Source organism: Variovorax monticola (genome assembly GCF_051216855.1).
In the GTDB taxonomy this organism is placed as follows: Bacteria; Pseudomonadota; Gammaproteobacteria; order Burkholderiales; family Burkholderiaceae_C; genus Variovorax.
Window position 1 is genome coordinate 710,680 of sequence record NZ_JBPJZP010000002.1, and the last position, 25,864, is coordinate 736,543.

29 protein-coding genes are annotated in these 25,864 nt (G+C 69.0%); 16 read left to right on the forward strand and 13 right to left on the reverse strand.

The window, feature by feature from the left end:
* Together ACSFA5_RS08660 and ACSFA5_RS08665 are read right to left on the reverse strand one after the other, a co-directional pair.
* Positions 1–879, reverse strand: coding sequence for a branched-chain amino acid ABC transporter permease (locus ACSFA5_RS08660; RefSeq protein WP_435443605.1), 879 nt, complete (start codon positions 877–879; stop codon positions 1–3).
* Positions 879–1,781, reverse strand: coding sequence for an ABC transporter ATP-binding protein (locus ACSFA5_RS08665; RefSeq protein WP_435443606.1), 903 nt, complete (start codon positions 1,779–1,781; stop codon positions 879–881). The genes ACSFA5_RS08660 and ACSFA5_RS08665 overlap by 1 nt, the downstream gene beginning before the upstream one ends.
* Positions 1,782–1,920: 139 nt before the next feature.
* On the opposite strand from ACSFA5_RS08665, the gene ACSFA5_RS08670 reads away from it, so the two are divergent.
* The 5 genes from ACSFA5_RS08670 (at position 1,921) to ACSFA5_RS08690 (ending at position 5,830) form a co-directional block, all read left to right on the forward strand.
* Positions 1,921–2,664 (forward strand): TetR/AcrR family transcriptional regulator, encoded by a 744-nt coding sequence (locus tag ACSFA5_RS08670; RefSeq protein ID WP_435443607.1) that lies wholly within the window; start codon positions 1,921–1,923, stop codon positions 2,662–2,664.
* Complete coding sequence (locus tag ACSFA5_RS08675) at positions 2,661–3,443, forward strand: enoyl-CoA hydratase/isomerase family protein (RefSeq protein ID WP_435443608.1); 783 nt, start codon at positions 2,661–2,663, stop codon at positions 3,441–3,443. Before ACSFA5_RS08670 ends, ACSFA5_RS08675 begins: the two co-directional genes overlap by 4 nt.
* A 34-nt stretch (positions 3,444–3,477) precedes the next feature.
* Complete coding sequence (locus ACSFA5_RS08680; protein ID WP_435443609.1) at positions 3,478–4,662, forward strand: acetyl-CoA C-acyltransferase family protein; 1,185 nt, start codon at positions 3,478–3,480, stop codon at positions 4,660–4,662.
* 55 nt (positions 4,663–4,717) lie between these two features.
* Positions 4,718–5,125 carry an alternative ribosome rescue aminoacyl-tRNA hydrolase ArfB gene (gene arfB, locus ACSFA5_RS08685; protein ID WP_435443610.1) on the forward strand — a complete coding sequence of 136 codons (408 nt, stop codon included), beginning with the start codon at positions 4,718–4,720 and terminating at the stop codon, positions 5,123–5,125.
* 114 nt (positions 5,126–5,239) lie between these two features.
* Positions 5,240–5,830, forward strand: coding sequence for a DUF3299 domain-containing protein (locus ACSFA5_RS08690; protein WP_435443611.1), 591 nt, complete (start codon positions 5,240–5,242; stop codon positions 5,828–5,830).
* 30 nt (positions 5,831–5,860) lie between these two features.
* Here ACSFA5_RS08690 and ACSFA5_RS08695 read toward each other — a convergent pair whose 3' ends face one another.
* From ACSFA5_RS08695 to ACSFA5_RS08710, 4 genes are all read right to left on the reverse strand, one after another.
* A complete protein-coding gene (locus tag ACSFA5_RS08695; RefSeq protein WP_435443612.1) occupies positions 5,861–6,745 on the reverse strand; it encodes a LysR substrate-binding domain-containing protein in 885 nt (294 codons plus the stop codon).
* 22 nt (positions 6,746–6,767) lie between these two features.
* Positions 6,768–8,489: a SulP family inorganic anion transporter gene (locus ACSFA5_RS08700; RefSeq protein ID WP_435443613.1), complete on the reverse strand. Its 1,722-nt coding sequence runs from the start codon at positions 8,487–8,489 to the stop codon at positions 6,768–6,770.
* A gap of 94 nt (positions 8,490–8,583) precedes the next feature.
* Positions 8,584–9,027 carry a DUF2501 domain-containing protein gene (locus tag ACSFA5_RS08705; protein WP_435443614.1) on the reverse strand — a complete coding sequence of 148 codons (444 nt, stop codon included), beginning with the start codon at positions 9,025–9,027 and terminating at the stop codon, positions 8,584–8,586.
* A 73-nt stretch (positions 9,028–9,100) separates the two neighbouring features.
* Positions 9,101–10,453 carry a M20/M25/M40 family metallo-hydrolase gene (locus ACSFA5_RS08710; protein ID WP_435443615.1) on the reverse strand — a complete coding sequence of 451 codons (1,353 nt, stop codon included), beginning with the start codon at positions 10,451–10,453 and terminating at the stop codon, positions 9,101–9,103.
* A 148-nt stretch (positions 10,454–10,601) separates the two neighbouring features.
* Between ACSFA5_RS08710 and ACSFA5_RS08715 the strand changes: the two genes are divergently transcribed.
* Positions 10,602–11,528: a LysR substrate-binding domain-containing protein gene (locus tag ACSFA5_RS08715; protein WP_435444084.1), complete on the forward strand. Its 927-nt coding sequence runs from the start codon at positions 10,602–10,604 to the stop codon at positions 11,526–11,528.
* On the opposite strand, the gene ACSFA5_RS08720 is transcribed toward ACSFA5_RS08715, so the two are convergent.
* The 4 genes from ACSFA5_RS08720 to ACSFA5_RS08735 form a co-directional block, all read right to left on the reverse strand.
* Positions 11,525–12,742 carry a beta-ketoacyl-[acyl-carrier-protein] synthase family protein gene (locus tag ACSFA5_RS08720; protein WP_435443616.1) on the reverse strand — a complete coding sequence of 406 codons (1,218 nt, stop codon included), beginning with the start codon at positions 12,740–12,742 and terminating at the stop codon, positions 11,525–11,527. The two genes, ACSFA5_RS08715 and ACSFA5_RS08720, sit on opposite strands and share 4 nt — an antisense overlap.
* A complete protein-coding gene (locus ACSFA5_RS08725; protein WP_435443617.1) occupies positions 12,739–12,981 on the reverse strand; it encodes an acyl carrier protein in 243 nt (80 codons plus the stop codon). Before ACSFA5_RS08725 ends, ACSFA5_RS08720 begins: the two co-directional genes overlap by 4 nt.
* A 145-nt stretch (positions 12,982–13,126) precedes the next feature.
* Positions 13,127–13,825, reverse strand: coding sequence for a phosphatase PAP2 family protein (locus ACSFA5_RS08730; RefSeq protein ID WP_435443618.1), 699 nt, complete (start codon positions 13,823–13,825; stop codon positions 13,127–13,129).
* 67 nt (positions 13,826–13,892) lie between these two features.
* The gene (locus tag ACSFA5_RS08735; RefSeq protein WP_435443619.1) at positions 13,893–14,801 is read right to left on the reverse strand and encodes an AraC family transcriptional regulator; all 909 of its coding nucleotides are present in this window, start codon (positions 14,799–14,801) and stop codon (positions 13,893–13,895) included.
* 89 nt (positions 14,802–14,890) lie between these two features.
* Between ACSFA5_RS08735 and ACSFA5_RS08740 the strand changes: the two genes are divergently transcribed.
* Both ACSFA5_RS08740 and ACSFA5_RS08745 read left to right on the forward strand, forming a co-directional pair.
* Positions 14,891–16,147 (forward strand): MFS transporter, encoded by a 1,257-nt coding sequence (locus tag ACSFA5_RS08740; RefSeq protein WP_435443620.1) that lies wholly within the window; start codon positions 14,891–14,893, stop codon positions 16,145–16,147.
* A gap of 40 nt (positions 16,148–16,187) precedes the next feature.
* The gene (locus tag ACSFA5_RS08745; protein ID WP_435443621.1) at positions 16,188–16,940 is read left to right on the forward strand and encodes a sulfite exporter TauE/SafE family protein; all 753 of its coding nucleotides are present in this window, start codon (positions 16,188–16,190) and stop codon (positions 16,938–16,940) included.
* Between the two features lie 41 nt (positions 16,941–16,981).
* Here ACSFA5_RS08745 and ACSFA5_RS08750 read toward each other — a convergent pair whose 3' ends face one another.
* Complete coding sequence (locus ACSFA5_RS08750; RefSeq protein ID WP_435443622.1) at positions 16,982–17,887, reverse strand: AEC family transporter; 906 nt, start codon at positions 17,885–17,887, stop codon at positions 16,982–16,984.
* A gap of 113 nt (positions 17,888–18,000) precedes the next feature.
* Between ACSFA5_RS08750 and ACSFA5_RS08755 the strand changes: the two genes are divergently transcribed.
* The 6 genes from ACSFA5_RS08755 to ACSFA5_RS08780 all read left to right on the forward strand — a co-directional run bounded on the left by ACSFA5_RS08755 (position 18,001) and on the right by ACSFA5_RS08780 (position 22,327).
* On the forward strand, positions 18,001–18,975 hold the full coding sequence (locus ACSFA5_RS08755) for a tripartite tricarboxylate transporter substrate binding protein BugE (protein WP_435443623.1): 975 nt from the start codon (positions 18,001–18,003) through the stop codon (positions 18,973–18,975).
* Positions 18,976–19,041: 66 nt separating this feature from the next.
* On the forward strand, positions 19,042–19,950 hold the full coding sequence (gene xerD / locus ACSFA5_RS08760; RefSeq protein ID WP_435443624.1) for a site-specific tyrosine recombinase XerD: 909 nt from the start codon (positions 19,042–19,044) through the stop codon (positions 19,948–19,950).
* A complete protein-coding gene (locus ACSFA5_RS08765; protein WP_435443625.1) occupies positions 19,925–20,686 on the forward strand; it encodes a DUF72 domain-containing protein in 762 nt (253 codons plus the stop codon). Before xerD ends, ACSFA5_RS08765 begins: the two co-directional genes overlap by 26 nt.
* Before the next feature lie 3 nt (positions 20,687–20,689).
* Complete coding sequence (locus ACSFA5_RS08770; protein ID WP_435443626.1) at positions 20,690–20,818, forward strand: hypothetical protein; 129 nt, start codon at positions 20,690–20,692, stop codon at positions 20,816–20,818.
* Between the two features lie 29 nt (positions 20,819–20,847).
* Positions 20,848–21,840 carry a Bug family tripartite tricarboxylate transporter substrate binding protein gene (locus ACSFA5_RS08775; protein WP_435444085.1) on the forward strand — a complete coding sequence of 331 codons (993 nt, stop codon included), beginning with the start codon at positions 20,848–20,850 and terminating at the stop codon, positions 21,838–21,840.
* Positions 21,841–21,877: 37 nt separating this feature from the next.
* Complete coding sequence (locus ACSFA5_RS08780) at positions 21,878–22,327, forward strand: MaoC family dehydratase (protein WP_435443627.1); 450 nt, start codon at positions 21,878–21,880, stop codon at positions 22,325–22,327.
* A 10-nt stretch (positions 22,328–22,337) separates the two neighbouring features.
* Here the strand turns inward: ACSFA5_RS08780 and ACSFA5_RS08785 are convergent, their stop codons facing one another.
* A complete protein-coding gene (locus tag ACSFA5_RS08785) occupies positions 22,338–23,150 on the reverse strand; it encodes a ferritin-like domain-containing protein (protein ID WP_435443628.1) in 813 nt (270 codons plus the stop codon).
* 50 nt (positions 23,151–23,200) lie between these two features.
* Between ACSFA5_RS08785 and ACSFA5_RS08790 the strand changes: the two genes are divergently transcribed.
* Both ACSFA5_RS08790 and hslO read left to right on the forward strand, forming a co-directional pair.
* Entirely contained in the window at positions 23,201–23,725 is a 525-nt protein-coding gene (locus tag ACSFA5_RS08790) for a gamma carbonic anhydrase family protein (protein ID WP_435443629.1), read from the forward strand.
* 123 nt (positions 23,726–23,848) lie between these two features.
* On the forward strand, positions 23,849–24,856 hold the full coding sequence (hslO, locus tag ACSFA5_RS08795; RefSeq protein WP_435443630.1) for an Hsp33 family molecular chaperone HslO: 1,008 nt from the start codon (positions 23,849–23,851) through the stop codon (positions 24,854–24,856).
* A gap of 13 nt (positions 24,857–24,869) precedes the next feature.
* On the opposite strand, the gene ACSFA5_RS08800 is transcribed toward hslO, so the two are convergent.
* On the reverse strand, positions 24,870–25,826 hold the full coding sequence (locus ACSFA5_RS08800; protein ID WP_435443631.1) for a hypothetical protein: 957 nt from the start codon (positions 25,824–25,826) through the stop codon (positions 24,870–24,872).
* Between the last annotated feature and the right edge of the window lie 38 nt (positions 25,827–25,864).

Here is a 25,864-nt window from a genome sequence, read left to right on the forward strand (position 1 = left end):
TCAGAGCCTTTCGATCTCGTGCGTACCGAAGAGCCCGTACGGCCGCACCATCAGCACGAGCACCAGCACGATGAAGGTGGCCAGCAGCTTGTATTCGCCACCGAGGTAAGACCCAGCCAGCGCCTCCACCAGCCCGATGAACACGCCCCCGACCAGCGCGCCCAGCACGCTGTCCAGGCCGCCGACGATCACCACCACCAGCACCGACAAACCGAACACGCCCATCGACGACGAGATGCCGCCGATGGCGCCGACGACGATGCCGGCCACCGCCGCGATCATGGCCGAGGCCACCCATGCGAGCGAGAACACGCGCGGCACGTTGATGCCCATGGAATACGCGGCCGCCTGGTCCGACGCCGTGGCCCGCAACGCCACGCCGCCGCGCCAGAAACGGAACAACAGCAGCACCATGCCGATGAGCACCACCGCGACCAGCGCACCGTAGGCGATCTTCGGGGCCAGGAAAGCCTCGCCGATCATCACCGGCGTGTTCGGCAGAAACTCCGGCAGTCGGCGCTGGTCGGCCGTCCAGATGATTTCCACCAGCCCCACCAGGATCGACGCCAGCCCCACCGTCACCATGAACACCGAAATCGGCGGCTCGCCCAGCAGCGGACGGATCATGGTGCGCTCGATCACCGCGCCCAGCAGGCCGGTGCCGATCACCGAGCCCAGCACCGCCAGCCAGATCGGCAACGCGAAGCTCGCGGCGAAGGTGAAGAACAGGTAGGCACCGACCATCAGCATTTCGCCGATGGCGATGTTCACCACCCGCGTGGCCTTGTAGACCAGCACGAAGGCCAGCGCCGCGAGCGCATATAACCCGCCGCCGGCAATGCCGGTGAGCGAGATCTCGAACAGGTAGGGCCAATCCATCAGGTCACCTGCGCCTTTGTGTGCGGCCCTGCGGCAGCCGCTTCGCCGCGCAGCCTGCGCCGCAGCTCGCCCACGTCGCCCGCGCCCAGGTACGCGCGAATCACTTCCGGGTCGGCCTGCACCTGCGACGGCGTGCCCTGCGCAATGACCTGGCCGAAGTTGAGCACCACCACGTGGTCCGACAGGTCCATCACCATGCCCATGTCGTGCTCCACCATCAGCACCGTGATGCCCCATTCGCGCCGCACGTCGAGGATGAAGCGCGCCATGTCCTCGGTTTCCTCGCGGTTCATGCCGGCCACGGGCTCGTCCAGCATCAGCACCTGGGGCTGCATGGCCAGCGCGCGCGCCATTTCCACGCGCTTCTGCAGGCCGTAGGGCAGGGCGGCGACCGAGGCGTGGCGGATGTGGTCGATCTCCAGGAAATCGATGATCCGCTCCTCCACGTCGCGGCGCAGCTCGGCCTCCTCGCGGCGCGCGCGGCCCAGGTAGAACAGGGCGTCGAACACGTTGGTCTTCAGGTGCGCGTGGCGGCCGAGCTTGATGTTGTCGAGCACCGTCATGCCACGGAACAGCGCGATGTTCTGGAAGCTGCGCGCCAGGCCGAGCGCGGCGCGTTTCGGTGCGGGCAGCCGGGTGATGTCGTTCCCCTGGAACAGCACGCGCCCCTGCCGGGGCTTGTAGAAGCCCGAGATGGTGTTGAACAGCGAGGTCTTGCCCGCGCCGTTGGGCCCGATCACCGCGGTGATCGAGGCGGGCGCCACGCCGAAGCCGACATTCGTCAGCGCCTTCACGCCACCGAACGCCAGCGTCAGCGCATCGACCTGCAGCACGGGTGCAACGGATGCGGCAGATGCAAGTGCGGCTGCAACTGCGGCTTCGGCTGGGGGCGCGTCAGGCATGGCTCAGTGCGTGGTTGTAAGGTCAGGGTTTGTGTCCAGAACCAGAAAAGCTACTGGTCCGTAAAATTCCTACTGGCGGGTAATGTCCCTGTTCGCCGCATCCGGCGGCATCCGGACTTTCCCCGCCCGCACAAACCCCATGCCCCGTTCCGCCACCGCCCCCACGCCGTCCATGCCCGGACCTGCATCCGCATCCGCTTCCTCGCCCTGGGCACCCGCCGTCAAGCGCGCCCAGCAGCGCGAGGTAAAGCGCCAGGCCGTGCTGCAGACGGCCGCGCAGCTCTTCAACGAGCGCGGCTTCCACGCCACCTCGCTCGACGACATTGCCGAGCGGCTGAACGTGAGCAAGCCCACGCTGTACTACTACATCGAGAACAAGGACCAGATCCTGCTGGAGTGCGTGAAAACCGCGCTCGACCTCATGCATGCCGGCATCGGCGAGGTGCGCGCCGCGGGCGGCAGCGCCATCGAGCAGCTGAAGGCCTGCATGCGCATCTACTCGGGCGTGGTCACGCAGGACTTCGGCATGTGCGTGATCCGCATCGGCGAAGACCCGCTGCCCGCGCCGCTGAAGAAAGAGCTGCGCCGCCTGAAGGCCGGCATCGACGGCCAGTTCCGCCGGCTCATCGAGGACGGCGTGGCCGAAGGCTCGCTCGCGCCGTGCGACCCGAAGATGGCGGCCTTCATGCTGGCCGGCGCGCTGAGCTGGATCGGCCGCTGGTACCGGCCCGACGGCGACCTCACGCCCGACCAGATCGCCGACCAGGGCATCGCGCTGCTGCTCAACGGCGTGCTGCAGCGCCCTGTCGCTGCTGTTGCCGCTGTCCCCGTGGCCGTTCAGGCGCCGCGCGAGCCCGCCACGCAAAAAGGAAAGACCGCATGACCACAGACGCCCCTTTGCTGCTGGGCCGCGACGGCGCGGTGGCCACCCTGCGCTTCAACCGGCCGGGCGCGCTCAATGCGATCGACGTGCCGATGGCCAACGCTTTCCTCGCCGCCGTGCGCGAACTGGCCGCCGACAAGGGCGTGCGCGCCGTGCTCATGAGCGGGGCGGGCAAGGGCTTCATGGCGGGCGGCGACCTGGCCGTGCTGAGCGCCGATCCCCGGCAGGGCGCCGCCGACCTGATCGGTCCGCTGCACGAGGCGCTGACCGTGCTCGACGCGATGGACGCGCCGCTGGTCGCGCAGGTGCACGGCGTGGCCGCCGGCGCGGGCCTGAGCCTGATGCTGCAGGCCGACTTCGTGCTCGCGGCCGAGGGCACGCGCTTCAACCTGGCCTACGTGAACATCGGCACCAGCTGCGACGTGGGCGCCTCGTGGGCGCTGCCGCGGCTGGTGGGAATGCGCCGCGCGCTGGAGATCGCGATGCTCGGCGACACCTACGACGCAGCCGCCGCCGAGCGCATGGGCCTGGTCAACCGCGTGGTGCCCGCCGCCGAGCTCGAAGCCGAAGCGCTGGCACTCGCGCACCGGCTGGCCAAGGGGCCGACCGTGGCGCTGGGCCACCTGCGCCGCCTGATGCGCGGCTCGCTCGGGCGCGACCTGGCGGGCCAGCTCGATGCCGAATCGGCCGCCTTTCAGGCCTGCGCCGCCACCGACGACTTCCGCATCGGCCTCGACGCCTTCTTCGACAAGAAACCGGCCGCCTTCACCGGCCGCTGAATCCGCTCTTTTTTCAAACTCAGGAGATCCCTTCATGACCTCACGCGACATCTTCGTGGTCGGCACCGCCCGCACCGCCATCGGCACCTTCGGCGGCGCGCTGAAGGACGTGCCCAACACCCAGCTGGCCACCACCGCCGTGAAGGCCGCCATCGAGCGCAGCGGCGTGGCGGCGGACGCCATCGGCCACGTGGTCATGGGCAACGTGATTCCCACCGACGTGAAGGACGCCTACCTGAGCCGGGTGGCCGCCATCGACGCGGGCTGCCCCGTCGAGACGCCGGCCTTCAACGTGAACCGCCTGTGCGGCTCGGGCCTGCAGGCCATCGTGTCGGCGGCGCAGGCCATTGCGCTGGGCGACTGCGACATCGCCATCGGCGGCGGCTCGGAATCGATGAGCCGCGGCCCTTACTTCGACACTTCGGCCCGCTACGGCGCGCGCATGGGCGACGCGGTGCTGGTCGACTACATGCTGGGCATCCTGCACGACCCGTGGGAGAAGATCCACATGGGCATCACGGCCGAGAACGTGGCCGCGCGCTACGGCATCACGCGCGAGCATATGGACGAGCTGGCCGCCACCAGCCAGCAGCGCGCGGCGGCGGCCATTGCCGCGGGCCGCTTCAAGGCGCAGATCGTTCCGGTCGAGGTGAAGACGCGCAAGGGCGTGGTCCTGTTCGACACCGACGAGCACGTGCGCGCAGACACCACCGTCGAGACGCTCGCGAAGATGAAGCCTGCGTTCAAGAAGGACGGTCTGGTCACCGCCGGCAACGCCTCGGGCATCAACGACGGCGCGGCCGCCGTGGTGCTGGCCGAGGGCGGCCGCGTGAAGGCGCTGGGACTGAAGCCGCTTGCACGCCTCGTCGGCTATGCACACGCCGGCGTCGAACCGGCGTACATGGGCATCGGCCCGGTGCCGGCCACGCGCAAGGTGCTGGAGCGCACGGGGCTGAAGGTGAGCGACTTCGACGTGATCGAGTCGAACGAGGCCTTCGCTGCGCAGGCTTGCGCGGTCATCAAGGAACTGGGCTTCGACCCTGCCAAGGTGAACGTCAACGGCTCGGGCATTTCGCTGGGCCATCCGGTGGGTGCGACGGGCGCGATCATCACGACGAAGGCCATTGCGGAGCTGCACCGCACGGGCGGGCGCTACGCGCTGGTCACGATGTGCATCGGCGGCGGGCAGGGCATTGCGGCGGTGTTCGAGCGCGTCTGAGCGCATGTGCCCGCGTGTGCCCGCGTGTGCCCGCGTTCAGGGCACACTTGCGGGCATGCTGCGCCCACCCCTCCTGATCGATCCCGACGAAGTCGAGATCAGCGCCATCCGGGCGCAGGGCGCGGGCGGGCAGAACGTCAACAAGGTGTCGAGCGCGGTGCACCTGCGCTACGACATTCCGGCCAGCTCGCTGCCCGACGACGTGAAGGAGCGGCTGCTCGCGCTGCGCGACAGCCGCATCACGCAGGAGGGCGTGTTCGTGCTCAAGGCGCAGCAGCACCGCACGCAGGAGATGAACCGCGCCGACGCGTTCGCGCGCCTTCAGGCGGTGATCGACACCGTGGCCACGCCGCCGCGCGTGCGGCGCGCCACCAAGCCGACCTACGGCTCGAAGCAGCGCCGGCTCGAAGGCAAGAGCCAGCGCTCGCAGATCAAGAACCTGCGCGGGCGGGTGCAGGACTGAGCCCGGCATGCGGCTTTTTGGCGCGTTGCAACGAATCTGTGCAATCTGGGATGAAATGAGTACCAAAGACCCTGCCCTGCAGGTCTGACATGTCGCGCAAGCACAATCGCGGCAATGAGAAGGTTCTTTCCCGCCGTGGTGCTGTCGGCGCTTGTCCTGGCCACCGCCGCCGCGCTGCTGGCCGGGTGCGGCCCGGGGTCGGCGCAGGGCGCGGGCAACGTCGCCACCGCCACGACCGCCACCACCGAGCTCAAGTGGGAAGAGCTGGTTCCCAAGAGCTGGGACCCCACCAAGCGCTACCGCAACATCAGCCTCGAGGCGCTGCGCGACAACGACCCGCGCGCGATCCAGTTGCTCGACGAGATGCGCGCCGTCTGGGACAACGCGCCGGTCAACGTGGCGCTCGACGGCAAGGCCGCCAGGCTCGCTGGCTTCGTGGTGCCGCTGGACGCCTCGCAGGACGGCATTCGCGAATTTCTGCTGGTGCCGTACTTCGGCGCCTGCATCCACACACCACCGCCGCCTGCCAACCAGATCGTGCATGTGATCGCGCCTGCGCCCGTCAAGGGGCTGCATGCCATGGACACGGTGTACGTCAGCGGCACGCTGAAGGCGGCGCGCTTCAACTCGGCGGACATGGGCGTGAGTGGCTACGAAATCGCGTCGGCCGCGGTGGAGCGCTTCACGCCAAAGCAGCCGCAGTAGTGCCGTGGGCAGGCCGTGAGGCCGTGCCCTTCAGGTCATGCGCTGCGAAAGAAAATCCAGGAACGACGTGATGCGCGCCGACAGCTGCGTGTTGCGGTAGTACACCGCGTTGACGGCCTGGCGCACGTCCGCCGTGTCCTTGGCCAGCACCTGCACCAGCGCGCCGCTCGCCCGGTCGGCGCCCGTCATGAAGTCCGACAGGCACGCGATGCCCACGCCGGCCAGCGCCAGCTGGCGCAGCGTTTCGCCGCTCGACGCGGCCACCGTGGGCGCGATGTTCCATTCGTCCCCATGCACGCCGCGCAGCGGCCAGCGGTTGAGCGACTCGGGCTGGGTGAAGCCCAGCAACGCGTGCTCGGCCAGCTCGGCCACCTTGCGCGGCTTGCCGTGCGCCTCCAGGTAGGCGGGGCTCGCGAGCACGCGCAGGCGGTGCGTGCCGAGCGGGCGCGCATGCAGCGTGGAGTCGCGCAGCGGCCCGATGCGGATGGCGATGTCGGTGCGCCGCTCCAGCAGGTCGATGGTCAGGTCGTCGGTGTCCAGCTCCAGGCTGATCTGCGGGCAGAGCTTTCGAAACTCCGGCACCAGCGGCACGATGGCGTGCAGCATGAAGGGCGAGGCCGCGTTCACGCGCAGCCGCCCCGCGGGTTGCTGGCGGCGCGCGGCCATCTGCTCTTCGGCGTCGTCGATGGCATCGAGGATGGCGCGCGTGCGCTGAAGAAAGGCCGCGCCTTCCTCGGTGAGCTCGAGCCGGCGCGTGGTGCGGCGCAGCAGCGTGGTGTCCAGCTTCTGCTCGAGCCGGCTCAGCGCGCGGCTGATGCCCGAGACCGTTTGCGCGAGCTGGTCGGCCGCGGCCGTGATGGAGCCCGCGTCCACCACCGTACGGAAGGCGACCAGTTCTTCGATGGTGGTCTTCATGGGCGCACGCGGTGCGTGTGGTTCAGTGCGTGGCTTCGGCTTCGGCCACCGGCACGTCGATGCGCGGCATCAGCGCCGCGAGCGCCTCGCCGTCGGTGCGGTAGCTGAAGAGCAGGGGCCCCGGCGCCAGCAGGCCGGCGCGTTCCAGCACCTGCATGGCAGGCAGCTTCAGGCCGCTCAGGTGCAGGCGCACGCCTTTGGACTCCATCATCCGGCGGATCGAGCCGAACACCTCGGCGCCGGTGATGTCGATGCGGTTGATGGGTTGCGCGAACAGGCACACGTCGGTGAGCTCGGGCCGCTCGGACAGCGCCACGGTAAGCGCGCGTTCCAGCGTGGAGGCCGAGGCGAAGTCGAGTTCCGCGTCCATGCGCAGCGCATGCAGGTGCGGCGCCAGCGGCGGCAGCTTCCACAGGTGGCGGTCGCGCAGGCTGCCGTCGGGATGCAGGCCCACTTCGATGATGCGGGGGTGCAGGTGGCGGTACATGTAGTGCGCCATGCTGGCCAGCAGGCCGCCCAGCACGCCCCAGTAGATGCTGGGCGCGGTGGCGATGGTCAGCACGAAGGTGCCGAAGGCAATGCCGGCCTCGATGCGCGACACGCGCCACAGCGCCTTGAAGCTCGCGGGCTTCACCAGCCCCAGGATGGCCGTGACCACCACCGCCGCCAGCACCGCCTGCGGCACGTGGTACAGCAGCGGCATCAGCCACAGCAGCGCACCGGCCACCACCGCCACGCTGAACAGCGTGGCCCAGCCGGTCTGCGCGCCCGCATACAGCGTGATGGCCGAGCGCGAGAACGACGAGCTGGTGGGGAAGGCCCCCGTGAAGCCCGAGGCCAGCTTGGCCAGGCCCTGGCCGATGAGGTCCTGGTTTTCGTTCCACAGCGTGCCGGCACGTGCGTTGTCGACCTTGGCGCTCGACGCGGTTTCCAGAAAGCTCACCAGCGTGATCATCAGCGCCGGCAGCACCAGCGCGCTGAAGGTGCCCAGCGGCAGCAGGCCGGGCCAGTACGGCGAAGGCAGGCCCGAAGGCAGGCTGCCCACCACCGCGCCGCCGCGCAGCGCGTAGTCGACCGCCCAGCTGATGGCGGCCGCACCGGCGACCAGCGCCATGGTGGTCGGAAAGCGCGGCAGCAGGCGCTTGCCCAGCCACAGCACCGCCACGCTGCCCAGGCCGAAGGCGATGGCCACCAGGTCGGGCAGCGGGCCGCCCTGCAGCACCTGCGGAATGGTGCGCCCCGTGAAGCCCAGCAGCGCGGGCAGTTGCGAGATGGCGATCAGCACCGCCGCGCCCTGCGTGAAGCCGATGAGCACCGGCGAGTTGACCAGCCGCAGCAGCCAGCCGAAGCGCCCCGCGCCCAGCACGATCTGGATGGTGCCGGACATCAGCGTGAGCCACACCGCCATCGCCACCCATTCGGCGCTGCCCGCCACCGCCAGCGGCGCGAGCGAGGCGCCGACCAGCAGGCTGGTGAGCGCCGTGGGCCCGACCGACAGGCGCTGCGACGAGCTGAACATCACCGCGATGAGCGCCGGGAACAGTGCCGCGTACACGCCCGTCACCAGCGGCATGCCGGCCAGCGCGGCGTAGGCCACGCCTTGCGGAATGACCATCAGCGCCACGGTGATGCCGGCCATGGCCTCGTTGCGCAGCAGCGCGGCGGAGGGGCGCGGCCAGGCGAGACAGGGAACCCAGCGCGCGAGGCGCTGGCGAAGGGAAGAGGAGGGGGCAGCCGGGGTCATGAACGTTTGCGGGCGCACGGAGAAGAAACAGGCAGGCACATGCGCGGTGCGCCGCGCGGGAGCGATGCTGAAAAGCGAGGGAGCGGGGGCGGAATCAGATCAGCGAGGTCGCGTTCTTCAACACGTAGTCGCAGGCCTTGGTCTTGACCTTCGACGACAGGATCTTGAAGTTCAGCGTCTGGCCGTCGCCGCCCTTCAGCAGGCCCTTGGCGCCGCTGGCGAAGCCGGTTTCCTGCGGCTTCTGGCCGGTGATCTTGGCGAGCAGCTTGTCCTTGACCGAGGCCGCGTCGCCGCCCAGGTAGTTGTTCTTCACGCAGTACTGCAGCACGCCGGCCGCATTGCCCATGGTGCCGGCGCCGATGGCCGGCATCTTGAAGCCGAGGTTGCCGAGCGACGAGGCGCCGGCGGAGCCGCCTTGCGAGTTGGCGCTGGCTGCCTCGCCGGCTTTTTCCTTCAGCTGGTCGAGCAGGTTGTTGGCCTGCGCCGAGGCGCCCGCTGCGAGCAGGGCCAGGGCGATGAGGGTGGAGCGAGCATGCATGGTGGGTCTCCTTGAGAAGCGGCCACCAGCATAACGGAGAGTGCCCCGGACTCGGGCCCCCGCGGTGCCCCGATTACTTGGTGCGCACGGGGCGCTTCTCGAGCAGCGGCGTGGTGGTGCCCTGCACGCCGACCAGCCCCAGCACCGTCACCAGCGAGTTCTGCGCACCCTTCCAGCCGTCGGTCACGTCGATCCATTCCGAGAGCGCGTGGAAGCCGCCGGTCTTGCCGCCGCCGCCGATGATGATGGCCGGGATGCCCAGCGACATCGGCACGTTGGCGTCGGTGCTGGCGCCGGTCAGCAGCGTCTTGTGGCCGAAGGCCGCGTTCGAGCGCGTGGCGGCCTCGACGATCACCGTGTCCGACTGCGTGCGGCCGCCCGGACGGTCGCCGATGAGCTTGGTGCTCACGCTGAGCGTGTTCACGTTCCAGCGCTTGTTTTCTTCCACCACCGCTTCGTCGATGGCGGCCAGGATCTTCTTCTCGGTTTCCAGCAGCGGCGCCATTTCGTCGGAGCGGATGTCCACCGCCATGCGCGCGTCAGGCGCGATGGTGTTCACCGAAGTGCCGCCGCCCACCGTGCCCACGGTGAAGGTCGTCTTGGGAAACGTCGGCGTGCGCACGTCGGCGATCTTGGCGATCGCGCGGCCCATGCCGTGGATGGCGCTGGGCACCTGGCCGAAGGCGCCGAAGCTGTGGCCGCCCGGGCCCTTGAAGGTCACTTCGTAGCGGTGGCTGCCCGTGCCCAGCATCAGCACCGTGCCATCGGGCGCGGGCTCCAGGCCGACCATGCCGTCGATGTCCAGGTTGTCGCGGAACACTGCCTTGATGCCGCGCAGGTTGCCCAGCTCTTCCTCGCCCACGTTGCCCACGAACAGCAGGTCGCCCACGGTCTGCACCTTGTTGTCGTTCAGCACCTTGAGCCACGACAGCAGCACCGACAGGCCGCGCGTGTCGTCGGAGATGCCCGGCGCGTAGAGCTTGCCGTCGCGCTCCTTCACCTTCACGTCGGTGCCGGCGGGGAACACGGTGTCCAGATGCGCCGAGACGAGCAGCTTGGGCCCATTGCCCGTGCCCTTGCGCAGGCCGACCACGTTGCCTTCGGCGTCGATCTTCGCGTCGGTGAGGCCGAGCGCCTTCATGCGTGCGAGGAAGGCTTCGGCGCGCTTTTGTTCCTTGAAGGGCGGGGCCTCGATCTCGGTGAGCATCTTCAGGTCTTCGACCGAGCGCTCGTGGTCGGCCTTCACCGCGTCCAGCAGCTTCAGGATGGCGGGGGACGCCATCAGCTGCGTGTAGGCCTTGTCGACGTCGGGGCGCACCTGCGTAGGCGCGGCGGCGACGGAGCCGGTCTGGGCATGGGCGAGGCCGGCGACGGCGGCCAGGGCGAAAGCGATCGGGGCGAGGCGAAGAGACGCTGGACGGGACATGGTGAGGAGAATTCCTTGAGAGTGAGACGGAAAGGAACGCGCCGACGACGCGGTGTCGTCAGCAATTCTTGCGGCTGTGCTAGTTGCCTGCTCTGGTTTAATCTTCCGCTTTGTCAGTTTTTCTAACGAACAGACCCTCATGGCCACCATGCGCCGCCACATTCCCAGCACCCGCGCGCTGCTGATCTTCGACGCGGTGGCCCGCCACCATGGCGTGGGCAAGGCCGCGGAGGAACTGTGCCTCACGCACAGCGCGGTGAGCCAGCAGTTGCGGCTGCTGGAGGGCCAGATCGGCGTGCGGCTGGTGCAGCGCACCGCGCGCGGCACCGAGCTCACCGAGGCGGGGCGGCGCTACCACGGGCAGGTGTCGGGCGACCTGCTGCGCCTGCAGAACCACACGCTGGAAGCGATGGCGCAGCGCACCGACGGCCTGCGCCTGCTGGTGGGCGCTGTGCCGGTGCTGGCCGAGGGCTGGCTCATGCCGCGGCTGCCGGCATTCATCGCGCAGCATCCGGGCTGCAGCCTGCACCTGCAGGTGTTCCCGACGCACCTCTACATGGAAGACATGCCGTTCGACGTGGGCGTGCAGTACGACGACGCGGTGTGGCCCGGTGCGAACGCGCTGCCGTTGATGGGTGAGTCGTGCGTGGCGGTGTGCTCGCCGCAGGCGAAGGGGCGCACGGTCATGGCGCGGGGCGACTTCCGCGCCGCGCCGCTGTTGCAGTTGCGCACCCGCATGGGCGCGTGGGAGGAGTGGTTTGCCCAGACCGCGCACGCGCAGGCGCCGGACAACCTGGTGGCGGGGCACCGCTTCGACCTGTTCTCTACGCTGATTGCTGCGGTGCGCGCCGACCTCGGCGTGGGGTTGGTGCCAGCGTATTTCGTCGAGCGTGAACTGCGCTCCGGCGAACTGGTGCTGGCCTGCCCGCACCGGGCGCCGTCGAGCCGGGGCTACAGCGTGTTCGTGGCGCCCAGCCGCACCGACGATCCGTTGATCGGCGCCTTCGTGGCGTGGCTGCGGGCGACGGCGGCCGAGCCGCAAGCGCAATCGCAATCGCAATCGCAACAGGCTTAGTCCGGCCGGCGGAACAGCAGTACGGAGTTCGTGCCGCCGAAGGCGAACGAGTTGCTGATGGCGGCCGCTAGCGACGGTGCCGCGGTGTCCCCGGGCGCCACGAGGTTCATCTGGCAGGCCGGATCGATCTCCGTGCAGTGGGCGTTCGGCGGCAATTGACGGTGGTGCAGCGCCAGCACGGTGATGAGCGCCTCGATGGCGCCGGCCGCGCCCAGCAGGTGGCCGTGCAAGGCCTTGGTCGAGCTCACGCGCAGCGCGTCGAGGTCGTCGCCCCACACGTCGGCCAGTGCATTGCGCTCGACCACGTCGCCGATGCGCGTGGCCGTGCCGTGCGCGTTGCAGTAGCCCACGTCGCGCGGCTGCAGGCCGGCCTGCCGCAGCGCAGCGCGCAGGGCGCGTGCCTGGCCCGGGGCATCGGGCTTGGTGAGGTGGGTGGCGTCGCTGCTCAGGCCCCAGCCGGCCAGCGTGGCGTAGCTGCGGGCACCGCGCGAACGGGCACGCTCGGCGGATTCGAGAACCAGGAAGGCCGCGCCTTCGCCCAGTGCGAAGCCGCTGCGGTCGGCGGCGAACGGGCGCACCGCGCCGGCTGCTTCGCCAGGCTGGAAGGTGGCCAGCGTCTGCATGGCCTGCCAGGCCACGACCACGCCGGGCACGATCAGCGCTTCGCTGCCGCCGGCAATGGCGATGTCGACCTCGCCGCGCTGCACGGCCTTGGCCGCTTCGGCGATGGCGGCGGACGACGAGGCGCAGGCCACGGAATAGGTGAGCACCGGGCCCTGCGCGCCCAGGCGCATGGCCACGTGGGCGGCCGGCGCATTCGGCATGAAGGCCGGGATGGTCAGCGGCGACACGCGGCCGTTGCCGCGGTAGGCCGCTTCGAGCGCCGCCGCGCCGCCCATGCCGCAGCCGCAGAAAACGCCGATGCGTTCGGGGTCGGCGTCGGTTTGGCCGGGCGCCAGGCCCGCGTCGCGCATCGCCATGTCGGCAGCGGCCACGGCCAGCTGGCTCACGCGGTCGACGCCTGCCAGTTGCAGCTTGGTGAACCAGCGGGTCTCGTCGAAAGCCGCCGTGGCGGCCGCGGCCGGCTTGGGCAGTTCGGGAAACACGGGGCCGATGGCCGAGCGGCCCTGCAGCAGGGCCTGGAACAGCGCGCCGGGCTCGTCGCCATGCGGCGCCACGACGCCCAGACCGGTGACTGCGACGGCGTGGTTCACACGGTTTTCGCGGCCCGCACCTTGTCGACCAGCTGCGCGAGTTCGGCCAGGGTGTCGATGCTTGCGTCTTCGTCGGGCATGGTGATGCCGAAATGGTCTTCGATGGCGAAGAGAAATTCTGCGAGCGCCAGCGAATCGAGTCCGCCGGTTTCCCGCATGGATGCATGCGGGTCGAGCTTCGACGGATCGATGCCGTACTTCTCGTGGATCAGGTCCTGCAATTCCTTCAGCGAACTCATCGTGCGATGCCTGTCGTCATGTGCCGCCGAATCGATTGCCGCCCCTGAAGGGCGTGCCATGGAGTCGATCCCTTCCTCGGCCAGTGGTGAGTGTTATCAATGATTGCCGATGATATCCGCTCGCTCCTGAGGGACATCCCCCTTGCTAACGCTGCCCCGCGTACCTTCCCGGGCGCCAGCGCAGCGAGGGCAACGCAAAGGCCATGCCCAGCAGCGCACCGGCGAGCACGTCCAGCACCACGTGCTGCTTGACCGCCAGCGTCGAATAGGCGATGGCGGCAAACCAGAGCCAGTTGATCCAGTACAGCCAGGCCGGCGTGCGGGCCCGGCGCAACAGGTCGTGCACCCGAATCGCGGTGAAGATGGCCACCGCCACATGCATCGACGGACAGGCGTTGCCGGCAGCGTCCACGCCCTGCAGCATCGCGAAACCGGGGTAGCCCGACGCATCGATGGGCAGCGGCGGGATCTGCGTGGGCCACGCATAGAAGAGCCCCAGCCCCGTGAGGCACAGGCCGCTGATCCACAGCCCGTAGACCACCAGCTCCTTGAAGGTCAGCTGCAAGCCGGGCGCCACGCCCACGTACAGCCAGAGCGACAGGTACGCGGCCAGCGTGTAGGGCTGGAACGGAATCAGGTGGTCCAGCGCCGTCAGCGGCATCACCGTGACCGGAAAGGCCGGGTTGCGCAGCAGGTGGAAGTAGCCGATGAAGAAGATCCACGTGAAGACCGTGGTGCCGACTGCCTTCAGCAGGAAGTGGCGGCGCATGCGCAGCCAGATGTCGGCGGTCCACGTGGGTGGTCCGGCGTCGGGCGCCATGTGCAGGGGGATCTGTGAGTGCATGGTGTCGGTGGGCGATCTTGCCAGAGCGCGGCGGCCCGCCATGGCTCGCCCCCGAAGCCCCGCCGGGTCAGGCGGCGGCAGGGCGCTTGCGATGCTGGAACGACGTCGGTGAGCGGCCCGTGGCTGCCTTGAACATCGCGCAGAAGGCGCTGTCGGTGGCGTAGCCGCTGGCGGCCGCCACCTGGCTCACGGCCATGCCGCGCGCCAGCAGCGGCAACGCGTGCGCCATCACGGCCTGCTGGCGCCATTGCTGCCAGCTCATGCCGAGCTGGTCGCGGAACAGCCGCGCCACCGTGCGCTCGCTGGCGCCGATGGCGGCCGCGCGCTCGGCCAGCGTGGCGCGGTCGGCCGGATTGCGCAGCAGCGCCTCGCACAGTTGGCGCAGGCGCTTGTCCGTGGGCAGCGGCACGTCGATGCGGATCTGCGTGGCGCGCTCCAGCTCGTCGACCAGCAGCGGCGCGATCATGCGTTCGCGCTGCGGCGCATGCGGGTCGGCCGGTGGCAGGCCGTCGGGCGTGGTGTCGAGCGCCAGCATCAGCGCGCGCAGCAGCGGGCTGATTTCGAGCACTTCGCATTTCTCCCAGGTCGGCGCGATCCAGGCGTGCAGGTAGACGGTGCGCAGCTCCGCGTCCTCGATCAGCGTGATGCTGTGCGGCATGTTGGCCGGCACCCAGAGCGCGCGCGAAGGCGGCACGATGTAGCTGCCGTCCTGCGTGCTCAGGCGGATCACGCCGCGGGTGGAGAACGTCAGCTGTGGCCAGGGGTGCTCGTGCAGCTCGACCCGCGTGTCGGCCGTGAGGAAGTGCTCCTTGGCGCGCAGCGGGCGCACCGCGTCGGGGGCGTAGAGGTGGGGCGTGAGCGGCCCGACGCTGTGCGCGGGGGCGGCCACCGTGCCGCGCGCGCTCCGAGCGGCAGGCGCTGCGGCGGTGTCTGCGGTTGTGGCGGTCGCGTAGGAGGGAGGAGCGTCGCTTGGCATGGTTTCGACAAATGTTGTCGCTGTATCGCCATTCTGCCGCGCCACCGCCGCATAGCATCGGTGCCCGCTCCGGTTTTTTGTAGCAATCCATGTCCTCTTCGTCCCCTTCTTCGACTGCCGTTCCGCCCACTACCTTGCGCACCGACGCCAAGCTGATCGGGCTGGTCGGCCTGGCCCACGCGGTCAGCCATTTCAGCCAGCTCATCCTGGCGCCGCTGTTCCCTTGGCTGAAAGACGCGTTCAACGTGAGCTATGTCGAGCTGGGCGCGGTGCTCACCGTGTTTTTCGTGGTCTCGTGCATCGTGCAGGCGGCCTCTGGGTTCATTGTCGACAAGCTGGGCCCTCGCCCGGTGCTGTTCGTGGGCCTGGGCGCGCTGGGCTTGGCGGCTTTCGGCTATGCGGCGGCGCAGAGCTACTGGATGCTGCTGCTGAGCGCGGTCGTCGGTGGCATCGGCAACGGCGTGTTCCACCCGGTGGACTACACGCTGTTCAACCGCAAGGTCGCGCCCACGCGGCTGGGCCATGCCTACAGCGTGCACGGCATCACCGGCAGCCTGGGCTGGGCGCTGGCGCCGGCCTTCGTGGTGCCGATCGCCATCGCCTACTCATGGCGCGTGGCGCTGGCCTCGGCAGGCGTCGTGGCCCTGGTGGTGCTGCTGGTGCTGTGGGTGTACCGCAGCGTGCTGTCGCTCGACGCGGCCGCGGTGCACAAGGCCACGGGGCAGGGCGGCAACGCGCCGGCCGGCGGCGACTTCGACTTTCTGCGCATTCCGGCCGTGTGGATGTGCTTCGGCTTTTTCTTCTTCTATGCCGCGGTGATCAGCGTGGTGCAGACCTTCGCGCCGGTCGCCGCGGGCCACCTGCATGCGGTGCCGGTGGCGCTGGTGGCGGTGTGCCTCACGGTCTACATGGTGGCCAGCGCGGTCGGCATGGTGTTCGGCGGCTTCCTGGCTTCGGACCCGTCGCGTTGCGAGCGCATCGTGGGCGCGGGCTTCGGCATTGCGGCCACGCTGGCGCTGGTGTTGGCCTTTGCGGACTTTCCGCCGATCGTGGTGCCCGTGCTGTTCGGTGCCATGGGTTTCGTCTCGGGCATCGCGGGGCCATCGCGCGACCTGCTGGTGAAGAAGTCCACACCGCCCAATGCCACCGGGCGGGTGTACGGCGTGGTGTATGCGGGGCTCGACATCGGCCAGGCCGTGGCGCCGCTGGTGTTCGGCCGGCTGATGGACGCAGGCCAGTACACGAGCGTGATCGTCGGCCTGGCGCTGGTGCAGGGCGTGCTCATTGCGAGCGCCTTCAACGTGCGCCGCGTGCGCCGCACGGCGCTGGTGCCGGCCTCGGCCTGACGCCGCTTTCACCCGAAGCGCGGCCGATATCATCGGCCGCATGCAAGCCTTGTATGTCTATGTGATCGCCGGCGCGGTGCTGGCGGGGTTCGTGCAGGGCCTGTCTGGCTTTGCGTTCGGGCTGGTCGCCATGTCGGTCTGGGCCTGGACGCTGGAGCCGCAACTGGCCGCCTTGCTCGCGCTGTTCGGGGCGCTGACCGGGCAGGTGATCGCCGCGCTCACCGTGCGGCGGGCCTTCGACAAAAGCATCCTGTGGCCCTTCGTGCTCGGCGGCCTGGTCGGCGTGCCCTTCGGCGTGTGGCTGCTGCCGCACCTCGACCTCGTGGTCTTCAAGCTGTGCCTCGGCGTGCTGCTGGTGCTGTGGTGTCCGGCCATGCTGATGTCGCAGCACCTGCCGAAGCTGGCTTTCGGCGGGCGCGTGGCCGACGGAGTGGCCGGTGCCATCGGCGGCGCGATGGCGGGTATCGGCGGGTTCTCGGGGACCATTCCCACGCTCTGGTGCACGCTGCGCGGCTTCCAGCGCGACACGCAGCGTGCCGTCATCCAGAACTTCAATCTGTCGATGCTGATGGTGGCGTTCGCGATCCACCTGGCCAGCGGCAGCATTTCGCGCGCCACCGTGCCGCTGCTGGGGCTGGTTGCCGTGGCCGTCGCGGTGCCGGTGCTGCTGGGCGCGCGGCTGTACATCGGCATCAGCGAGGCCAGGTTCCGCAAGCTGGTGCTGAGCTTGTTGACCGCGTCCGGCGTGGCGATGCTGGCGTCGGCGGTGCCGGCGGTGTTCCAGCGCGGTTGAGCAGGCAGGCGCCTGGCCGCTGAGCGACCCGCGGCGGATGCCTATCGCGGCAACGCCAACGCGAACGGCAGGCTCAGAACGCCCAGCAGCGTCGACAGCGTCACCAGCCCCGCCACGTACGGCCCGTTGTAGCCCATGCGCGCGGCCAGCACATAGGCGCTGGACGCCGTCGGCACCGCGGAGAAGGCCATCAGCACCACGGCCTGCGTCGCATCGAGCCGCAGCGCATGCACCAGTCCCCAGGCGACCAGCGGCAGGAACAGGTGGCGGATCGACAGCACCGACACCGCCAGCACCTTGCCCGTGCCCAGCGTCGAGAACTTCATGCCTGCGCCGGCCGCGAGCAGCCCCAGCGCCAGCGACGCCGCGCCGATGCGCGTGAGCGTCGGCGTGGCCCAGCCCGGCACCGTGAAGCCCAGCACGTTGGTCAGCAGCCCCGCCACGGTCGCGACGATCAGCGGGTTGCGCACCAGCTGCCGCAAGAAACCGGTATTCGCATGGCGCGTCATCGGCCACACGGCCGCAATGTTGAAGAGGGGCACGCACACGCCGATCAGCACCGCGATCAGCAGAAGGCCTTCGCCCCCGGCCAGCCGCTCGGCCAGCGCCAGGCAGATGAACGAGTTGAAGCGGAACGCGATCTGCGTGCTGGCCGCATGGTCGCGCCGGTCGATGTGCGAGCGGATACCCGGCACGAAGGGCAGGGCATAGGCCATGGCGATGCCGCACGCGCCGATGCACAGGCCCGCGGTCAGCAGGTTCGACGTCGCACCGAAGTCCAGCGGGCTGCGCACGATCGAGTGGAACAGCAGCACCGGAAAAAGAAAGTAGTAGACGAGGCTCTCGACCTGGTCCCACACGCGGCGGTCGAGCGCGGTGTAGCGGCACAGGAGCCAGCCGATGGCGATGAGGGAGAAGTCGGGGAAGAGCAGCTGCGCGTAGTTCACCGCTTCGAGGATAAACCGGACGGACCGTGGGTATTCCACAGCATGGAAAGCGGCCTTCGGACGCTAGCATCCGGGCTTCGTTTTTCGACATCAAACAATCCAAGGAGTTATCGATGCAACGTCGTCAATGGAGCGCGCTGGTGGGGGGCGCCGCACTGGTCGCGGTCGCGGGCCAGAGCTTTGCACAGGGCTACCCGAACAAGCCTGTGGAGCTGAGCGTGCCGTTCGCACCGGGAGGCACGACGGACATCGTGGCGCGCGTGATCTCCGACCCGCTCGGCAAGGTGCTCGGCCAGCCGGTGGTGGTGATCAACCGCGCCGGCGGCGGCGGCATCGTGGGCGCGGCAGAAACCGCGCGCGCCACGCCCGACGGCTACAAGCTGGGCATCGCCACCGTGTCGAGCACGGCGGCCAACCCGGCCATCAACCCGAAGACGCCGTACGACCCGATCAACGACTTCACGCCGATCATCAACATCGCGGCCACGCCCAACATCATTGCGGTGAACCCGAGCTTCCCAGCCAGGAACTACGCGGAGTTCGTGGCCGAGCTGAAGAAGAACCCCGGCAAGTACTCGTACGCGTCGTCGGGCACGGGCGGCATCGGCCACCTGCTGATGGAGCTCTACAAGAGCCTGACCACCACCTTCGTCACGCACATTCCGTACCGCGGCGCGGGCCCGGCGCTGAACGACGTGGTGGCCGGCCAGGTGCCGATCATTTTCGACAACATCCCCTCGGCCATGCCCTTCATCACCAGCGGCCGGCTGATCCCGATCGTGGTGTCCGCGCCCCAGCGCCTGGCCGCGCTGCCCAACGTGCCGACGTTCAAGGAGGTGGGCCTGGAGCCGGTGAACCGCATGGCGTACTACGGCATCCTCGGCCCCAAGGGCCTGCCAAAAGACGTGGTCGACAAGATCAGCGCGGGCGTGAAGAAGGCCGTGGAAGAGCCGGCGGTGCGCAAGCGCATCGAGGACACCGGCTCGCTGATCGTGGCCAACACGCCCGAGCAGTTCTCCGCGCAGATCAAGGCCGAGTACGAGGTCTACAAGGACGTGGTGAAAAAGCAGAACCTCAAGCTCGACTGAGGTTTTTCGCGCACCGCAAAGCCGCCCGCATGCCGGGCGGCTTTTTCTTTTGTTATCTTGCATCGCATGACCGAGGCCGCCACGCAAACACCCGACATCGACGATTTCATCGATGCCCTCTGGCTCGAGGACGGGCTGTCGAAGAACACGCTGGCCGCCTACCGCCGCGACCTGGCACTGTTCGCGCAGTGGCTGCGCGAGCAACGCGGCGGCGCCGCGCTCACCGCCGCGCTGGAGCCCGACGTGCAGGCCTACATGGGCGCGCGCCTGTCCACCAAGGGCAAGGCCACTTCGGCCAACCGCCGGCTCACGGTTTTCAAGCGCTACTACCGCTGGGCGCTGCGCGAGCGGCACGTGGTGGCCGACCCGACCATCCGGCTCATGCCGGCGCGGCAGATGCCGCGCTCGGTGAAGACGCTGTCTGAAAAACAGGTGGACGACCTGCTCAACGCGCCCGACGTCGAGACGCCCCTCGGCCTGCGCGACCGCGCCATGCTGGAGCTGATGTACGCCAGCGGCCTGCGCGTGAGCGAGCTGGTGGGGCTCAAGGCCATCGACATGAGCCTCAACGACGGCGTGCTGCGGGTGCTGGGCAAGGGCAACAAGGAACGGCTGGTGCCCTTTGGCGGCGAGGCGCGGCGCTGGATCGAGCGCTACATCGACGAGTCGCGCCCCGCCATCCTCGACGGCCAGCAGACGCCCGACCTGTTCGTGACGGCGCGCGGCGCGGGCATGACGCGCGTGATGTTCTGGATCATCGTGAAGAAGCACGCGGCCACCGCCGGCATCCACGTGCCGCTGTCGCCGCACACGCTGCGCCACGCCTTCGCCACGCACCTGCTGAACCACGGCGTCGACCTGCGCGCCGTGCAACTGCTGCTGGGGCACGCCGACATCTCGACGACCACCATCTACACGCACGTGGCACGCGAGCGCTTGAAGCAGCTGCATGCCAAACACCATCCGCGCGGCTGATCCTCCCGAACCGTGGCGCATCGGCTGCGCCGGCTGGAGCCTGCCGCGCGCGCTGTGGCCGGCGTTCGCGGCCGAGGGCTCGCACCTGGAGCGCTACGCGCAGCGCTTCGACGCGGTCGAGATCGACACTTCGTTCTACCGGCCGCACCGGCGCGAAACCTATGAACGCTGGGCCGCGAGCACGCCCTCGGGGTTTCGCTTCGCAGTCAAGTTGCCGCAGGCGGTGACACACGAATGCAGGCTGGTCGATGCGATGCCCGCGTTCGAGGAATTTGCCGCGCAGGTCGAGGGGCTCGGCGACAAGCTGGGTGCGCTGGTCGCGCAGTTGCCGCCCAGCCTGGCGTTCGACGCCACGGTGGTGCGCATGTTTCTCATGGCATTGCGGCGCAGGCATCCGGGCGCGGTGGTGCTGGAGCCGCGCCATCGCAGCTGGTTCATGCCGCAGGTCGATGGACTGCTCGCGGGCTTTCAGGTGGCGCGTGTGCTGGCAGACCCGGTGCTGTTCGACGAGGCTGCGGCACCCGGTGGCTGGCCGGGCCTTGTCTACTTGCGGCTGCACGGTTCGCCGCGGCGCTACTGGTCGGCCTACGACGACGAGTTGCTGGCGCTGCTTGCGAAGCGGCTGCGGCGCGCGAAGGAAGAGGGCGCCCAGTGCTGGTGCATCCTCGACAACACGGCGGGCGGCGAGGCGGTCGGCAACGCGCTGACCCTGCAGCGCCTGCTGAAGAATCAATGACCGATGCAGCTCCTCATCGACGCGGGCGCCGAGGTGCATTCGCTCGGCCCTGTCGGGTTCGCGGCCTTCGTCAAGGCGGACAATGAGAAGTGGTCCAGGCTGATCAAGGCGCGCAAGCTGCAGCTGGACTGATGCAACCCAAGCAACCGCAACCGACCGACATGAATTTCCTGGCCTCTTCGAAGCACTCGCGCCGCACGGCGACCCGACTCCTGGCTGCCGCCGCGCTCTGCGCCGCCTCCGGCGCCCACGCCCAGGCCGTTCCCAAGACCGTGCGCCTCATCGTCGCGTATCCGGCCGGCGGCGTCAGCGACGTGGTCGCCCGCGCATTGGGCGACCGCCTGGCCGCGCAGATGGGCACCACCGTGATCGTGGACAACCGTGCCGGTGCCAGCGGCGCCATCGGCATGGACGCCGTCGCCAAGGCCGCGCCCGACGGCGCCACGCTGGGCTTCTCGGCCATCAGCCCGCTGGTGCTGAGCCCGCACCTGGGCAAGCTGCCTTTCGATCCGCTGAAGGACGTGGCGCCGGTGGCCAGCGTGATGTATTCGCCCGTGCTGTTGATCGCCACGCCGGCCAGCAAGGCGAAGGACTTCAAGGCGCTGATCGACGATGCCAGGGCGCACCCGGGCGCGGTGCGCTGGGCCACGTCGGGGCCGGCGTCGCTGGGCCACATCGTGCTGGAGCAACTGCATGCGGTGGCGGGCGTGGACATCACGCACGTGCCGTACAAGGGAGGCGGACAGCAGCTCAACGACGCCATCGGCGGGCAGTTCGAGATTCTGTCGACCAACGCGAGCCCGACGCTGTCGTCGCACATCCAGTCGGGCAAGCTGCGCCCGCTGGCCGTGGGCGCGCCGGCCCGGCTGGAGAGCCTGCCCGCGGTGCCCACGCTGGCCGAGCTGGGCTACAAGGCGGCCAACATCAACTCGGTGTTCGGCGTGTTCGCGCCGGCCGCCACGCCCCCTGCGCTGGTGGCGAAGTACAACGCCGAGATCAACAAGGCGCTGGCCAGCCCCGAACTGCGCGCCAAGCTCACGGCCACCGACAACGTGCCGACCGGCGGCACGCCGCAAGCGTTCGCCAGGGAGATCGCCAGCGAGTTCGAGAGCAACGGCCGCATCATCAAGTCGGCGGGCATCAAGGCCGATTGAGGCTGCTCACGCCGATGCAACCTCAAGGAGACCCTCCATGGACAAGCTGTACCTCGAAGACCTGAAGGTCGGCGACCGCTTCCAGAGCGCCGAGCACGCGCTCGACGTGGCGCAGATCAAGGCCTTTGCGCAGCAGTTCGACCCGCAGCCTTTTCACACCGACGAAGAGGCCGCGAAGAGCACCTTCTTCGGCGGTCTGGCCGCGAGCGGCTGGCACACGGCGGCGCTCACGATGAAGCTGCTGGTCGAGAGCGGCATTCCGCTGGCCGACGGCATCATCGGCTCGGGCGGCGAGCTGCAATGGCCCAAGCCGACGCGGCCCGGCGACGTGCTGCACGTGGTCAGCGAGGTCGTCGACATCACGCCCTCGCGCTCCAAGCCCGGGCGCGCGATGGTGACGATGCGCTGCCAGACGCGCAACCAGCGCGGCGAGGTGCTCCAGTACTTCACGCCGAAGCTGGTGGTGCACGCGCGGGCTGCCGCCTAGGCAGGCGTCGTCAGGGCTTGCCTTGGGTTGCCGAGAGCTGGCGCAGTTCTTCGGCGCTGAACCCCGCCCGCCCGCGCGCCTCGAGGTTGAACGGCGGCTTGTGCCGCGGCGCGTCGTAGCGCGCCACCAGCGCGGGGTAGGTCGCCTCGGCGTCGATGCCTGCGCCGTCGCACAGCCATCGGTACCAGTGGTTGCCGATGGCCACATGGCCCACTTCGTCGCGCAGGATGATGTCCAGGATCTCGACCGCGCGAAGCGCGTCCGGCGTGTTCACGCGCCTGAGCTTGGCCTGGATGAGCGGCGTGGCGTCGAGCCCCCGCGCCTCCAGCGTGCGCGGCACCAGCGCCATGCGCGCGAGCACGTCGTCCCTGGTTTTCTCGCACATGTTCCACAGGCCGTCGTGGCCGGGGAAGTCCCCGTAGCGGTGGCCCATGTCCTGCAGGTGCGTGTGCAGCAGCGTGAAGTGCAGCGCCTCTTCGTCGGCCACGCGCAGCCAGTCGCGGTAATAGGCCTCGGGCATGCCGTCGTAGCGCCACACGGCGTCGAGCGCGAGGTTGATCGCGTTGAACTCGATGTGGCAGATCGAATGGATCAGCGCCGCGCGGCCCTCGGGGGTGAAGGGCGAGCGTTTCTGCACGGCGGTGGCGGCCACGCGCAGCGGCTTTTCGGGGCGACCCGGCACGCCGATGTCGTCGCCCGGCATGCGGACGTCGGTTGCTATTGAATCTGTAGCGGACAACGCAGCAGCGGCGCGCGTAGCGGCCACTTTTTCGTCGGGATCTGTCAGGCGCAGCGCGGCGAGCGCGCTCAATCGGGGGTGCATCCCTACAATTCTAGTTTTGACCTTCTTTGACATTCCCGGAGACAAGAACAATGGCGCTCTACGAACTCGACGGCATGGCTCCCCAACTGGGCGAAGGTGCATGGGTGGCCGACAGCGCGCAGGTCATGGGCAACGTCAGGCTGGCGGACAACGCGAGCGTGTGGTTCGGCGCCGTGCTGCGCGGGGACACCGAGACGCTGACCATCGGGCGCAACAGCAACGTGCAGGACCTGTCGGTGCTGCATGCCGACGTCGGTTGCCCGCTGACCATCGGCGACAACGTCACCGTGGGCCACCAGGTGATGCTGCACGGCTGCACGGTGGGGGACAACTCGCTGATCGGCATCCAGGCCGTGATCTTGAATAACGCGAAGATCGGCCGCAACTCGATCGTTGGCGCCGGCAGCGTCGTGACCGAGGGCAAGGAGTTTCCCGACAACTCCCTCATCATCGGCTCGCCGGCCAAGGTGGTGCGCACCCTGGACGACGCGGCGGCTGCCCGCCTGCGCCAGAGCGCCGAGCACTACGTCGAGAACGCCCATCGCTTCGCGAAGGGCCTGAAGAAAATTGGCTAACCCCCAGGCTTGCCCACTTCGTGTGGCCTCCTACCCCCTTTCAGGGGGCAATACCAGCGGCCCGGCAAAGCCGGTTCCGCGGTATTCCACGTGAAGACGGCCTGATTGAAGAAAGATGATGTTTTGAGCGAGCTGCACAAATTCCTGTTCGATGGCCTGCCGGTGCGCGGCATGATCGTGCGCCTGACGGATGCGTGGCAGGAGATCCTTGCGCGGCGCGCCTCCAACACCTCCACCGGCCCCTACCCTCCGCCCGTGGCCGAACTGCTGGGCGAGATGGCGGCCGCTGCCACGTTGATGCAGTCGAACATCAAGTTCAACGGTGCGCTGATCCTGCAGATCTTCGGCGACGGCCCGGTGAAGGTGGCCGTGGCCGAGGCCAAGCCCGACCTGAGCCTGCGCGCCACCGCCAAGGTCATCGGTGACCTGCCGGCCGATGCGCACCTGCCGGACATGGTCAACGTGAACAACAAGGGCCGCTGCGCGATCACGCTCGACCCCAAGGACAAGCTGCCCGGTGTCACGCCCTACCAGGGCGTGGTGCCGCTCTTCGGCGACGAGGGCGAGAAGCTGGGCAAGCTCAGCGACGTGCTGCAGCACTACATGCTGCAAAGCGAGCAGCTCGACACCACGCTGGTGCTCGCGGCCGACGACAAGGTGGCCGCGGGCTTGCTGATCCAGCGCCTGCCGGTGAAGGGCGAGGGCAACCTCGAAGGCACGTCGGGCACTTCCCAAAGAGACCACGACCAGGCCAACGAAGACCAGATCGGCCTGAACGAGGACTACAACCGCATCTCGATCCTCGCGTCCAGCCTGACGCGCGACGAACTGCTGACGCTGGACATCGAGACCATTCTTCGCCGCCTGTTCTGGGAAGAAAAGCTGCTGCGCTTCGAGCCGCAGGCCGGCCTGATGGGCCCGCACTTCGCGTGCACCTGCGGGCGCGAGCGCGTGGCGCAGATGATTCGCGGGCTGGGCGTGGAAGAGGCCGACAGCATCCTTGCCGAGCGCGGCGACATCGAGGTGGGCTGCGACTTCTGCGGCAAGCAGTACCGTTTCGACGCGGTCGATGCGGCGCAGATCTTCAGGCCGCCGACGGACCAGATTCCGGGCAGTCCGATCGTTCAGTAGAACGCGGGCGCGTTCAGTCTCGACGCGCTGCGTCGTCGAACCCGCCGAACGCGATGTCCGGCGCGCTGGTGTTGTGCTTCGACGGCAGGCTGCGCCCGAAGCGCACCTGCGTGGCCTGCAAGGTCTTCACCTCGGGCAAGGGCAGCACCTGCGGCGCGGCTTGCGGCGAAGCCTGCCAGCGCACCTCGCTCACGTCGGCGTTGTCGGGCGTCACGTACATCGAGCGCAGCACCGCGAAGGGCTGGGCGCTGGCGGTGGGCTTGGAGAACGTCACGTCGAGCGCGGTGCGCTTGCGGCTGATTTCGTCGACGCGGGCCACGGCGCTGCCACCGTCCGTGAAGCGCACATGAATGGCCAGCGGCCGGGGCACGATGCGGATCGACGCGATGTTCACCACCGGCCGCGCCGCCGCCTCCACCGGCCCCAGCAGGAACGACGAGCCGTACACGCCGTCGCCGAAGCGCGCGTCGGGCAGCGGCTTCAGGCGCCAGTAGCCGTCGGACGGATAAAGCACGATGGCCTCGAGCGCCTTGCCGTTCTGCTTCCTGAACACCTGCAGCAGGTGAAAGCCGCTGTCCTTGCGCTTGCCCACCTGCACGGGCACACGCTGTGCGCGCCAGAAGGTCGGCAGCGTCATGCCGACGATGCGCCACTGGGCGTTGTCCATGAGCACCACCGTGCGCTTCCTGAAGCGATGGGCCGGGTCGGTGGGGTGCGCGCCGCCGTCGAAGTTGCAGCCCGAGAAGTCGGGTGCGGTGACGTCGTTGCCGATCTTGTCGAGGTAGTCGGGCTGCAGCGCCTCGATGCGCATGTGGCGGATGCCTTCGCCGCGCAGGGTGAGGGACACGTTGTCTTCCTCGGCGCAGGCGGTGGTCGTGGTGCCGTTCTCGACGGTGGCGGCGACGGGGGCTGAGATGGCGGGGGCGGATGCCAGCAGCAGGGCGGCGAAAGCGGCGGTCGAAATGTGCATCGGGTTTCCGGTGAAAGGGCGCGGGCGCGATGCGGCGC